Raw genomic sequence first — 12,331 nt, forward strand, 5'->3', positions numbered from 1 at the left:
ACGCCCGGCTCACCGGTAACGCCCCCCGCGAACATCGCCATGAAGGGTGTGCACAGCCATGTCCAACACCGAGACCAAGCTCGACCGCGAGCGTCTCCAGACGCTGGCCGCGGAACTCCTGGAGAAGCAGTTCAAGCGCGTTCCCAAGCTGCGCGAGCTGCACAGCGGCGAGTGGATCGACCGCGACTACTACATCCGGCACATCACCGAGACCGTGCTGCGGATCCGCCTGAACAACGAGGTGGACAGCTACGCCCTCTACAAGGTCGGCTCGCAGGACGACGCGCTGGCCGCGAAGCTCGCCAAGTACCTGGCCGAGGAGTTCGGCCACGAGAACATGTTCACCCGCGACCTGGAGAAGTTCGGCCTCACCATCGAGCAGCTGAACGCCACCCCGGTCTTCCCCTCCACGGCCAAGCTGATGGGGTACCTGCGCCTGGAGGCCGACCGCTCCGGCCCGGCACCCACCACCATCTGGGACTGGTTCGTCGAGTGGTACTCCGACCGGTACAACCCGGTCATCACCGAGAAGGCCGCCACCGAGTTCGGCAAGGAGTACGTGCACGGCACCAAGGCGCACATCGCCTTCGACGAGTCGCACGACCACGACGAGTTGATGTTCCGCACGGTGGCCCGCGCGGTCGAGAAGTTCAGCTCCCCCGAGCAGGCCGAGGTCTACCTGACCGTCTTCATCGACCTCATCGGGGACTACTTCAACGAGCTCTACGAGTCCACCGTCGGTGCCCGCTCCGAGGCCTCGGCGAGCTGACATGACGTCCCTCCGAACCCCGGGACCGGGCCGCGTCCTGGTCGTCGAACCGATGTCCTCGGGGGTGGCGCTGCTGGGCGCCGCCCACGACCTGGGCCTTGAGACGGTGGTGGTCTCGCACGACCGCGACGACCGCCGGCTACCCGACGGGGTTCGGCGGGACATCGACACCCTGCTGACGCTCGACACCAACGACGAGCCGGCCCTCACCGCGGCCGTCACCGGCCTGCACGCCGAGGGCGGACTCGCCGGCATCCTGCCGGGGTTCGAGTTCTACGTCCCGGTGGTCGCACGCCTCGCCGCCCGCCTCGGCCTGCCGGGGCTGCCCGCCCCGCAGGCCGCGGCGGTCCGCGACAAGGCGCTGATGCGGCGCCGGGTCGAGGCGGCGGGTCTGCGCGTGCCGCGCTACGCCGCCATCGGCTCGGCGGCCGAACTGGACTCCGCCGCCGAGGCGGTGGGATTCCCCTGCGTGCTGAAGCCGACCGACTCGGCCGGCAGCATCCACGTGGTGCGGGCCGACGACCGCGCCCAACTGCACAGCTCCTACCGGGACCTGGTCAGCGACCAGCGTTCGGACCTGGGCCGCCGCCTGGACGGCCGGGCCCTGCTGGAGGAGTACCTGGAGGGCCCCGAGCTTTCCGTCGAGGGCTATGTGACGGATGGTCAGGTACGGATCGTCGCGGTCACCCGCAAATTCCTGGGCCCCGAACCGCACTTCGTGGAGCTCGGCCACGTGGTGCACGCCGACCTGACGCCCTCGGTGCGCCGCGCGGTCGACGCCTATGTCACCGCCGTCGTCGCGGCGCTGGGCGTGACGGTCGGCCCGTTCCACTGCGAACTGCGCCTGCCGGGCGACACTCCCGTGCTGATCGAGCTCGGCGCCCGGATGGGCGGCGACCGGATCCCGCAGCTGGTCGAGATCGCCTCCGGCGTCCCGCTGGCGCACCTGGCGGTGGCCGCGCACACCGGTCTCGGCACGGACGCCGTCCCGGTGCGCTCGCCGCGCGCCAAGGTCGCCGGCATCCACTTCCTCACCGCCCCGGGCCTGGACCGCTACCGGTCCGTGCGCGGCCTGGACGACCTGCGCGGACGTCCCGACGTGCTGGCGGCCGAGCTCTACCTACGACCCGGCGATCCCATCCCCCCGGCACACGACTTCCGCTGCCGACTCGGCCATGTCCTCTACACCGCCGACTCCTACGCCGACGCCCTTGAGGTCCGACGGACCATCGACCTTGGAGTGAGTTTTGAGTAGCCAGCCCCGGGTCAGCCAGCCCGCCCCCCTGCTCCTCGTCATCAACCGCTTCGACGACGAGTTCGGCGAGTACCACCGCTTCGTCCCGGACGGCACCCACCGCCTCGCCTACCTCACCACCCCCGACGGGCTGCCGCCGCTGGACCTGGACGGCGCAGTGGAGACCGTGGTGGTGGACGACCTCGGCTACGACACGCTGCTGCCGGCGGCCCGCGGGATCGCCGAGAAGCACGGGCCGCTCGCGGGCATCGTCGGGGTCTCCGAGTTCGACCTGCTCACCGCCGCCGAACTGCGCCAGGCACTCGCCGTCCCCGGCTGGTCCACCGACCACGTGCTGCGGTTCCGGGACAAGGCCGTGATGAAGCAGTGGATCCAGCGGGCGGGGGTGCGCGCGCCCAGGTACCTCGAACTGAGTGCCGACAGCACCGCGGCGGCGATCACCGCGCAGCTCGGGCTGCCGCTGATCCTCAAGCCGCGCGACGGCGCCGCCTCCCGCGGGGTGGTGCTGGCCCGCACCGAACAGGAGCTGGCCGCCGCGCTGGCGGCGATCGGGCGCCAGGAGGGCTATGAGGCCGAGGAGTTCGTCGAGGGGGCGATCCACCACGTGGACGGCATCCGCGTCGCGGGCCGCTTCCACTTCGTGACGGTCTCCGAGTACGTCAACACCTGCCTGGACTTCATGGAGGGCACCCCGCTCGGCTCGGTCCTGCTCGATGCCGGACCGCTGCGCGAGCGCCTGGAGGGCTTCACCGCCGAGTGCCTGGACGCCCTGGAGCTGCTGGACGGCCCGTTCCACCTGGAGGCGATCGTCACCGCCGACGGCGTGCCGGTCTTCCTGGAGGTGGGGCTGCGCCCCGGCGGCGCCGGCGTGCCGTTCCTGCACCGCGACCTGTTCGGCATCGACCTCTTCGAGGAGGCGTTCCGGACCTCGATCGGCCTGGCCCCGCGCAGCAGCGCCGAGGAGCTGCTGACCAGCGCCGCCGGCGGCTGGCTGGTCTTCCCCGAGCCCCGGCCGTGGCCGCAGCGGGTGCTCGCCCGCAACTCGCTGGTCGGCGCGGTGCCCGAGGTCTACGCCGAGGCGCTGCCGGAGCCCGGCCACCTCCTCGACGGCCAGGGCGGCTACGACCACGCCGGCGGCCGCTTCCTGTTCCGCGGCGCCGACCAGGCTGCGGTGCGCCGCGCGGTCCTGGAGACCATCAGCCGCTACCGCCTGGAGGTCGAGGTGCCGGCGACGGTGGAGCGGTGAGGCGCGGCACCCTTCGCGTACAGGTGTGCGAGCCCTCGGCGATCGACCCTGGGCGGGCGTTCGAGCACGACGGCGCGCTGGTCGCGAGCCTGCTGGCGGACCCGCTGGTGGACTGCGACCCGGTCACCGGCCGGCTGGCCCCGGCCGCGGCGAGAGCCTGGCAGGTGGCGCCGGACGGGCTGAGCGTACGGTTCCGGCTGCGCCCGGGCGTCCGCTTCCACCACGGCCGGGAGGTGACCGCGCAGGACTACTGCTACTCGCTCTCCCGGGTGGTCCGGCCGGAGACCGACTCGGCACTCGCCCACCACCTCTCGGCGGTCGAGGGCTACGCCGAGGTCGCCGCCGGTTCCGCCCATCTCCTCAGCGGAGTACGGAGACTGACGGATAGTCATCTACTCATCCAGCTCACCCGGCCGTTCCACGAGATCGCCGCCGTGTTCAGCCACCGGGTCACCGCGCCGGTGCCGGCCGAGCTCGCCGAGGCCGATCCGGCCGCCTTCGCCCGGCGGCCGGTCAGCACCGGCCCGTACGCGGTCGTCGAGGAGTGGCAGCCGGGCCGCGGCCTGGCGCTGGAGAGATTCGACGGCTACTACGCAGCCAACGGCGCCTACCCGGACGGCGGCGCCGGAGCGGCCCGGCGGATCGAGTTCCGGATCCACCAGGATCTGAGCTCGGCCCACCGGGCCTTCCTGCGGGGCGAACTGGACGTCACCGAGGTGCCGCCGGACCAGATCGAGGAGGCCGGACGCAGCGGCCCGGCCTTCCACTGCACGCCCAACCCGATGGTCACCTACCTCGGCTTCCCGCTGCCGGTCGCGCCCTTCGACGATCCGGTGGTGCGCCGCGCGGTGGCGATGTGCGTGGACCGCGAGAGCATCGGCAAGCGGCACTTCGCCGGGACCAGACCCGTCGCCGACCGGATCGTGCCACCGCTCACCGGCCCGGGCGCGCTGCCGCCCGGCGCTGCGATCGCCCACCGCCCCTCGTTGAACCTCGCCTACGACCCCGACAGAGCACGCCAGTTGCTCGCCGAACGCGGCATCGCCCCACCCGGGGGCGTCCGCGTTCTTTTCAATGCCGGCCAAGGACACGAGGGTTGGATCTCGGACGTGATGCGGGGCATTCGGGACGGCCTCGGCTGGCAGGTCGAGGAGCGCCGGCTGGACTGGCCCGGCTATTTGCGCGAACTCCCGCACGCGACCACGCTTTTCCGTATGAATTGGACCGTGGACTACCTCTCTGCGGACAACGCCCTGCACCCGCTCACGCACAGCGCAGCGGTGGGCGACAGCAACTACGCGCGCTACCGCAACCCGCGCGTCGACGCCCTGATCGACGGCGCCCGCGCCACCGCCGACGCCGCCGAGCGCCGTACCCGCTACCGGCAGGCGGAGCAACTGGTGCTGGACGACCTGCCGTTCCTGCCGCTGTGGCAGGGCGCCCTCTACCACCTGGTCGCACCGGAGCGGGTGCGCCCGCTGGGGCCGGCGATGAACGTCTTCGGCGTACCGGCACTGCGGCAGTACCGGGTGGTCGACTCCGCCCCGGCCACGGCCGGCTCCACGCCGGGAGCCGGCCGATGAGCGGCGCCGTGCTGCGCTGGGCGCGCACCCAGGTCCCCGCGCATCCGGTGGGACGCGCCGTCGCCGCCTCCGCGCTGATCGGCTGGATCGGCACCGGGGTCTGGATCTCCGCCTCGGCCCTGTTCTTCACCCGGCTGCTGAACCTGACGGCCGACCAGGTCGGCGGCGGCCTGGCGATGGGCGGCGTGCTCGGCCTGCTCGCCATGGTGCCGATCTCCTCGCTCGCCCGGCGCCGCCACGCGGGCCGGGTCGCCACCGTGCTGCAGATCGTCCGCGGCCTGTCCTTCCTCGCGTTCTTCACGGTCCACTCGACCGCCACCTTCTACCTCGCGCTCGCCCTGGTCTCGGTGACCGACGGCCCGGGCAAGATGTTCAGCCAGATCGTGGTGGGCCGCTTCGTCCCCACCAGCGAGCGCAGCGCGACGATGGCCAGCATCCAGGTGGCGACCAACATCGGCGTCACGGCGGGCGCGCTGCTGGGCACCGTCGGCCTGCTGCGGGTGGACCGCACGGCCTTCGACGCGGTGGTCGGGATCGTCGCCGCGGCGTTCTTCCTCTCCGCCTGGCTGCTCGCCCACACCACCTGGCGCACCGCCGACCTCGACCAGGCGCAGCCCACCGGCCCGAAGACCGACCGGCCCGCCGACCCGACGGCCGGCCGCCCTGCCGGTGGCCGGATACGGTCCGCGCTGCTGCCGATCCGCGACCGCGGCTTCGCCCTGCTGACCGTCGGCAACGGCCTGCTCTCGCTGCACATCCCGCTGATCAGCGTGATGACGCCGCTCTGGCTCGCCCACCGGACGTCCGTGCCCCCGGCCACCATGGGCGCCCTGCTGCTGCTCAACACGCTGACCGTGGTGGCGCTTCAGGTGCCGCTCGGCAACCGGGTGAAGGACCTGCGCAGCGGCGTGCGGGCCGGCTGGGCCGCCGGGATGCTGCTCGCCGGCGGCTGCGGCCTGCTCGCGCTGGCCGCCTTCGTCCCCACCGGCTGGGCGGTGGCGAGTCTGGCCGGGGCGGTGCTGTGCTTCACGCTGGGCGAGATCGTCCAGGTGACGGCCGGCTGGACGCTCTCCTTCGCATTCGCCCCCGAGGACCACCGCCAGGCGCTCTACCTGGGCTTCTTCGGCACCGGACCGGAGGCGGTGGCAGTGCTGGGCCCCGCCGTACTCGCCTGGCTCACCACCCGCCTCGGCGCGGGCGGCTTCGCCGTGGTGGCCGCCACCCTGATCGGCGCCGCCGCCCTGGTCCGCGCCGGTACGGCCGCCCTCGGCGGCCCGCACCCCGCTCCGGTCGCCGTACCGGCAGCGGAACCCGAGGTCTGCGAACGGACCGGCTGACCAAGCTACTTGGACGTGTAGGCAGCCAGGATCTCCACCACCTTGGCCTCGGTGGCGGTCTTGTCGACGCCGAGGCCGCTGAGCACCCCCTCCCCGGCTTCCAGCTCCAGCAGCGCGAGCAGGATGTGCTCGGTCCCGATGTAGTTGTGCCCCAGCCGCAGGGCCTGCCGGAAGGTCAGCTCCAGCACCTTCTTTGCCCCGGCGTCGAACGGGACGAGCGCCGGCATCTCGGCGGACGCCGGCGCCAGGACGGCGGTCGCCGCCTGCCGCACCGCGTCCAGCGACACGCCCAGCGCGACGATCACCTGCGCGGCGAGCCCCTCGGGCTCGCTCAGCAGCCCGAGTACCAGGTGCTCCGGGCCGATCTCGGCGTTGCCGGCGTTGCGGGCCTCCTCCTGCGAGGCCGTCACGACGTGCCGGGCCCGGTTGGTGAAGCGGCTGAACCCCTGGCTGGGGTCGAGGTCGTTCGCCTCGCCGGGGTCCTTGGCGACGAAGCGCTTCTGCGCCGCCTGCTTGCTGACCCCCATGCTGCGGCCGATGTCCGTCCAGGACGCGCCCGAGCGCCGCGCCTGGTCCACGAAGTGGCCGATCAGGTGGTCGGCCACGTCGCCGAGGTGGTCCGCCGCGATGACCGCGTCGGAGAGCTGGTCGAGTGCGTCGGTGTGGACCTTCTTGATGGCCTCGATCAGATCGTCGAGCCGTACGGGATTCGTCATGCGTCAACCATAGGTTGACGCCCCTGGGATCGTCAACCCTTGGTTGACGTTTTCCTCCATCTTTCAACTCCCGTACCAGGAAAGCCCGATGCGCTTCCCCGGCGCTGCCCGCGGTGCCATGCTGGCCGTCCGGAACGACCGGACGGCGTGGCCGGCGGTCACGGGACGGGGGGCGGACGCGATGGCACAGCAGTGGCGCGAGTCGGCGCGGGTGACCGGCAGGCGGGGATTCCTGATCGCCACCGGTGCGGCGATCGTGCTGGCGATCCCCGGGTTGGCGGCCTGCAAGTCGAAGGGCTCGTCCGACAACAACGACCCGGGCGTCGGCGGCGCCGGAGGCGTCGGAGACAGCAGCGGCGGCGGAGACGGCGGCAGTAGCGGCGGCGGGGGCGAGTAGCGCGGGCCGACCTCAGCCCGCGGGCCGCTTCCCCCAGGCCGACTCGGTGATCAGCAGCCCCAGCAGCAGGCCGGCGGTCAGCGCCAGCGCCGCCCAGCCGCCCACCCAGCGCCCGGCAGGCGCGACCAGCAGCATGGCGGCCGCACCCGCCAGCCGCAGCTGCGGCCAGCTCCCGGGCCCGGCCAGCGCCCGGCGGAAGCAGGCCAGCCCGAGCAGATAGAGCCCGGCCCCCAGCGGGAGCAGCAGCCACCTGAGCCCCTCCAGCGGCCGGTCGAACGCGTCGACGGCCTCCTGCATCCCGACCGCGCTGACCGCGATGCCCAGGATCATCACCAGGTAGGAGTAGCCGAAGGAGTACAGGGCGATCGCCGACCGCCGCCCGGCCGGGGCGTTCTCCAGCAGGGCCTCACTGTCGCGCTCCTCGCGGTCGAAGTAGAGCCACCACTGCGCGGCGGTGAGCGCCAGGGCCAGCAGCGCGCCCGGCAGCACATCGACGAGCGCGGACTGCCGGGTGGCGGCCGAGCCGACCTCCACGATCGACTCGCCGAGCAGGATGATGACGGCGAGTCCGTGCCGTTCCACGAAGTGGCCCGCGCCGACGGTGAAGCCGCCCGTCCCGACCAGGAACGGCGTCACGATCTGGAGCAGGCCGGCCAGGGCCAGCACCGTCAGCCGCCAGCCCGGCGGCGCCAGGCCGGCCGCCACCACCATCAGGGCGCTCACCAGGTTCAGCGGCCCGACCCGGGCGATGCCGACCCGTCCCGAGGTGTGCAGGAACCCGGCGGTGTGCACCAGCACCACACTCAGATAGCCCAGCCCGAGCACCACCCCCCAGGGGCCCGGCTCGAACGCCCGCGGGACCGCCAGCGACATCACGAAGAACGACGCCATCCCACCGAGCAGCAGCAGCCTGGGCCGGGTGCGGTCCAGGTCCAGCGCGTTGGTCAGCCAGGCGTACCCGCCGTACATCCACCAGGTCAGCGCCAACAGCACCACCACCCGCGCCAGCCCCTGCGGGTCGGGGTGCACGGCCAGGACCGAGGCGATCTGCGTGATCGCGAACACGAACACCAGGTCGAAGAACAACTCCAGCGGTCGCACACTCTCGGCGGGCGCGGGGACGGCGGCTCGATCGGTCACAGGCGGATTCTGACAGACCGTCGCACACCGCCCCCCGCCCGCGGGTGTCAGAGACCGAGCACGCGCTGCTTCGCGGCGGCGAACTCGCTCTCGGACAGCACTCCCTGGTCGCGCAGCCGGGCCAGCCGCTCCAACGCCGACAGCGCCTGGTCGTCCAGCGGCGGCGCGGCCTCGGCAGCCGGTGGCGCGACGGGCGCGGGGGCGACGGGGGCGGGGGCGACGGGCGCGGGGGCGCCGGGGGCCTGCTGGGCGCCGGCGCGCTCCTGCTGCCGCGCGGCGACGCGTCCGCTGACGGCGGTCGCCGTGCCGGCCACCACGGCGGTGCGCGCAGCCGCACCGATCAGTCCGGGTCGCCCGCCGCGGGCCATCCGGCGGCCGATCACGAGACCGCTCCGGCCGCTGAGATGGCGAGCAGATCCTGCTCGACCACGTGGACCGGTACGCGCTCGTGCGCCACCAGGACCCCGCCGGCCGCCCGGATCGCACCGGCGATCGCGGTGGCCCAGCTGTTCTCCCAGACCAGCAGCGCCGCCGAGGACCCCGCCGGGATCTCCTCGGCGATCAGCGCGAGGTCCTCCTCGCTCAGCAGCCCGCCCACCTCGCCGTCCAGGTCGGCGAAGAGCGCCGCCTCCTCGGCGTCCACGGACTCCAGCTCCAGGAACCGCACCGTCCCGTCCTCGTCGCGTTTGACGAAGGCCAGGTCGATGATCCGGACGATGCCGCCGTCAACCAGCTTCTTCAGCTCCGGCACGATCTCGCCCCGGAACCGCGATCCGGGAAAGGCGACGACCATGTACTCCACGGGCCCGACATCCGCACCCATCGCAGACCTCCTCCTGCTGTGGCTCCTCCCAGCCTGCCCTGCCCAGCAGCCCCGAGCCACCGCACGGTGCTCAGTAGCGCTGGGCCTGGACGACGCGCGGGACCAGCGCCACCCCGACGTCCTTGGCGCTGTACGCGATCGGTGCGGCCTTCTGGCCCGGCGCGAGCTGCTGGGCGCCCACCACGTCGCTGTCCACGGCGTTCCCGGAGGCGTCGTCGAACTCGACCTTCACCGCGTAGGAGGCCGTGCTCGAGGTGCTGTTGGTGATCGTCACGACCGCCGCGTTGGCCCCGCCGCTGGTGGCCGCGGGCACGCCGGTCAGCGTCACGTCGCTCACCGCGTTGCCGCTCCCGCTCACCGAGGCCAGCGCCGCCACCGCCGCCGCCCTGGCCGCGGCACCGGCCGCCGAGACGGACGCCTCGAAGGACGCCGCGGCGGCACCGGCCGACGAGGCGGCGGCCGACACCGCCGACTTCGCCGCCGAGGCGTTCGAGGCCAGCGCCGACGGCACCGTCCCGGAGAACGAGGCGGTGGCGGGCGAGAGCGCCGACGCGGCGCTCGACGAGCTGCTCGGGGAGCTACTGGAGGAGCTGCACGCCGACAGGACGCCGGCGGCCACCACGACGATGGCGCTGGTTACCGTGCGTGAGTGCCTTCTGTCCACAGGTCCGCCCTACCTCAACGGCGCGGACCGGTCCCGCACCTGCTGCCCTCACACTCGCCCGGCCCGTGCGGTCGCCGCGACCCGCGCTGGTCCGTCCGGGCTCCCCGCATCACAGCGCGTCGCGGACCTCCCCCGCCAGCGCCACCGGGTCCCCGGAGGGCTCGACCGGGTAGCGGTCGGTGCGGTGGGCCCAGGCGTCGTCCACGGCGAACCAGTCGATCGCGTCCGGGGATCCGCCGGTCGCCAGAGCGGTGTCCAGCGTGGCGAAGTAGGCGGCCCAGCGCGGCGCGTAGACGTCGCTGATCAGCCCGGACCACTCACGGTCGGCGTAGTCGTGCACGCCGGCCTCGCTGGGCCCGCGGCCCGCCCAGGTGGTGAGGATCGACCGGGCGTCGTACTCCAGCCGGTCGCTCTCCCGCGCCGAGGCACCCCGGGCGCGGGCGCTCGCCAGCCACGGACCGAGCAGGAACCGCGCATCGCTCGCGACCAACCGGTCCAGCAGCTCCTCGTCGCGGCTCCAGCGCGCCGTCAGCGCCCGGAACCGGAAGAGCTCGCCCGCGGCGTACGCGTCGGCGATCTGCGGCAGCAGCTCGCGGCCCTGGTTGCTGAGTGCCTGGCGGGCGACGTCCACCAGGTCGAAGCGGTAGGCGTCGCTCGCCCGCAACTCGGCGGGAGCCTGGAGCAGTTGGTCCAGCGCCGCCCGCACGTCGGCGGGGTCGTAGCGCAGCGCGGGCGGGCTCCAGGTGGCGGCGGTGGTCGCGCTCAGGCTGGGCCGGGCCGTGAACAGGCTGTCCTGCGCCTCGCTCCAGCTGCCGGACGGCATGCCGTACGGACCTCGGCGCAGGAACTCCCAGGCGGCGGCGGTGTGCGGGTCGGCGCCGCCGTAGCGGCGGGCGGCGTACCGCGCGAACCAGTCCGCCGAGTCGATCGGCCCGGGCTCCCAGGCGAGTTGGGTGAACAGCTCGAACGCGGCCGGGTTCCCGCCGGTGCCCTCGGGCAGGTACGCCAGGCCGGCCAGTCGACTACCGGGCCGGCCGCGCCACTGCGCGAACCTGGTGCTCCAGACCCCGGTGTTCGCGCCGAGGGTGGTGTGGCCACCGAAGTTGTCGATGCTGCCGAAGGCGTACGGCGTGCCGGCCCACTGCGTGTCGCGGTCCAGGCCGTCCAGCCGGTCGGAGAGGCCGTCCACGATCAGCAGCCGGGTGCGGTCGACGCCGGCGAGCAGGGCGGGCGACGGGTTGTCCTCCCAGCCCAGCACCACCCAGGTCGCGCCGGGATGGGCCGCTTCCAGGGCGTCCTGGACGGCCCGGGCGGCGGCGGCCACGTCCACCCCGGCGGGGCTGCCGCCCTCGTGCAGCGGGTCCATCTTGTAGGCGGTGCTGTCGCCGAACGCGGCGCGCTGGCAGGCGTAGTAGGCGGCGGCCAGACGGTCGAAGACCGGCCCGGCGGGGTCCAGCCAGTCCGGCCGCGCGAAGCCGACCCAGCCGCCCTGCGGCAGGACCCGGGCCGCCGGGTTGCGGTCGGCGAAGCCCGGTGGCACGGTGCCGAAGAAGCCCGGGAGCACCGGGGTCATGCCCAGCGAGCGCAGCTGGTCGGTGATCCGGCGCCCGAGCGCCGCGCGGTCCAGGATCAGCCGCTCGGAGACCGGGCCGCCGAAGCCGCTCATGTTCTGCAGCAGCCACCAGCTCTGGTGTGCCGGGGCCGGGATCCAGGAGCGCAACTCGCCTGCACGGTAGCCGAATTGCTGCAGCGCCCGGTAGTACGGGTACTCCGCGCCCTGCTGGACGAACACCTCGTTGACGCCGTGCAGGGCCAGCAGGTCGATCTCGTGCCGGTAGGCATCGAAGCCGCGATAGGCGCCCGAGTAGCCGTCGTCGGTGTCGTTCAGGGCGTAGCGGTGCGGGACCAGGGCCGTACGGGTGATGGTCCCGGCCACCGGCGGCAACAGCACCGGCAGCCGCCCGAGGCTGTCCCCCGGCCAGCCGATGTCGACCCCGGCGACGTGCTCCAGGTACCACCCCACCCCCGTCAGCAGGGTCGCCGGGGAGGTCCCGCCGACCCGGATCGCGCCGACCGCACCGCTCAGCGAGAACGCGTCGCCGCCACCCGCCCGGACCTCGGCGACGAGCGTGAACTGCGCCACCGCCCGGGCGGGCAGCAACCGCAGCAGAGCCGCCTCGGCGGGGCCGGTGTCGAACACGGCCTGACGGGCGCAGGCGACGGGCGCGACCGTCGCACCCGCCAGGAACAGCGCGGCCGCCAGCAGCCGCGCGAGAGACCGACCGGGGAGAGAGACCATGCTGTCCACCGTGACCCGCTGCTCCCGCGCCGCTCGGCCGACATGCGGTCACCTACGCCGATCAGGTGAACTCCGCAGCCAACCACCCCCTGCGGGCCCTGC

General features: G+C 73.5%; 12 protein-coding genes. 6 read left to right on the plus strand and 6 right to left on the minus strand.

Annotated features, from left to right (window positions below; translation table 11 throughout):
* Positions 1–58 precede the first annotated feature (58 nt).
* Genes P3T37_RS25155 through P3T37_RS25175 form a run of 5 tightly spaced genes read left to right on the plus strand, consistent with a single transcriptional unit; the run spans position 59 to position 6,190 of the window.
* Complete coding sequence (locus P3T37_RS25155; RefSeq protein WP_280726114.1) at positions 59–769, plus strand: iron-containing redox enzyme family protein; 711 nt, start codon at positions 59–61, stop codon at positions 767–769.
* Between the two features lies 1 nt (position 770).
* Complete coding sequence (locus P3T37_RS25160; protein ID WP_280726115.1) at positions 771–2,024, plus strand: ATP-grasp domain-containing protein; 1,254 nt, start codon at positions 771–773, stop codon at positions 2,022–2,024.
* Positions 2,017–3,270, plus strand: coding sequence for an ATP-grasp domain-containing protein (locus P3T37_RS25165; protein ID WP_280726116.1), 1,254 nt, complete (start codon positions 2,017–2,019; stop codon positions 3,268–3,270). The genes P3T37_RS25160 and P3T37_RS25165 overlap by 8 nt, the downstream gene beginning before the upstream one ends.
* Before the next feature lie 23 nt (positions 3,271–3,293).
* Complete coding sequence (locus P3T37_RS25170) at positions 3,294–4,853, plus strand: ABC transporter substrate-binding protein (RefSeq protein WP_280726117.1); 1,560 nt, start codon at positions 3,294–3,296, stop codon at positions 4,851–4,853.
* The gene (locus tag P3T37_RS25175; RefSeq protein ID WP_280726119.1) at positions 4,850–6,190 is read left to right on the plus strand and encodes an MFS transporter; all 1,341 of its coding nucleotides are present in this window, start codon (positions 4,850–4,852) and stop codon (positions 6,188–6,190) included. The genes P3T37_RS25170 and P3T37_RS25175 overlap by 4 nt, the downstream gene beginning before the upstream one ends.
* A gap of 5 nt (positions 6,191–6,195) precedes the next feature.
* Here P3T37_RS25175 and P3T37_RS25180 read toward each other — a convergent pair whose 3' ends face one another.
* Positions 6,196–6,906: a Clp protease N-terminal domain-containing protein gene (locus tag P3T37_RS25180; RefSeq protein WP_280726120.1), complete on the minus strand. Its 711-nt coding sequence runs from the start codon at positions 6,904–6,906 to the stop codon at positions 6,196–6,198.
* 88 nt (positions 6,907–6,994) lie between these two features.
* Between P3T37_RS25180 and P3T37_RS25185 the strand changes: the two genes are divergently transcribed.
* The gene (locus P3T37_RS25185; RefSeq protein ID WP_280726121.1) at positions 6,995–7,303 is read left to right on the plus strand and encodes a hypothetical protein; all 309 of its coding nucleotides are present in this window, start codon (positions 6,995–6,997) and stop codon (positions 7,301–7,303) included.
* 12 nt (positions 7,304–7,315) lie between these two features.
* On the opposite strand, the gene P3T37_RS25190 is transcribed toward P3T37_RS25185, so the two are convergent.
* The 5 genes from P3T37_RS25190 to P3T37_RS25210 all read right to left on the minus strand — a co-directional run bounded on the left by P3T37_RS25190 (position 7,316) and on the right by P3T37_RS25210 (position 12,229).
* On the minus strand, positions 7,316–8,443 hold the full coding sequence (locus P3T37_RS25190) for a low temperature requirement protein A (RefSeq protein WP_280726122.1): 1,128 nt from the start codon (positions 8,441–8,443) through the stop codon (positions 7,316–7,318).
* A gap of 47 nt (positions 8,444–8,490) precedes the next feature.
* Complete coding sequence (locus P3T37_RS25195) at positions 8,491–8,826, minus strand: SHOCT domain-containing protein (protein WP_348533280.1); 336 nt, start codon at positions 8,824–8,826, stop codon at positions 8,491–8,493.
* Positions 8,823–9,266, minus strand: a complete 444-nt coding sequence (locus P3T37_RS25200) for a DUF6325 family protein (RefSeq protein ID WP_280726123.1) — start codon at positions 9,264–9,266, stop codon at positions 8,823–8,825. Before P3T37_RS25200 ends, P3T37_RS25195 begins: the two co-directional genes overlap by 4 nt.
* Before the next feature lie 70 nt (positions 9,267–9,336).
* Positions 9,337–9,930 carry a hypothetical protein gene (locus P3T37_RS25205; RefSeq protein WP_280726124.1) on the minus strand — a complete coding sequence of 198 codons (594 nt, stop codon included), beginning with the start codon at positions 9,928–9,930 and terminating at the stop codon, positions 9,337–9,339.
* Positions 9,931–10,039: 109 nt separating this feature from the next.
* A complete protein-coding gene (locus tag P3T37_RS25210) occupies positions 10,040–12,229 on the minus strand; it encodes an alpha-N-acetylglucosaminidase (protein WP_280726125.1) in 2,190 nt (729 codons plus the stop codon).
* Positions 12,230–12,331 lie beyond the last annotated feature (102 nt).

The organism is Kitasatospora sp. MAA4, assembly GCF_029893355.1.
Classification (GTDB): Bacteria; Actinomycetota; Actinomycetes; order Streptomycetales; family Streptomycetaceae; genus Kitasatospora.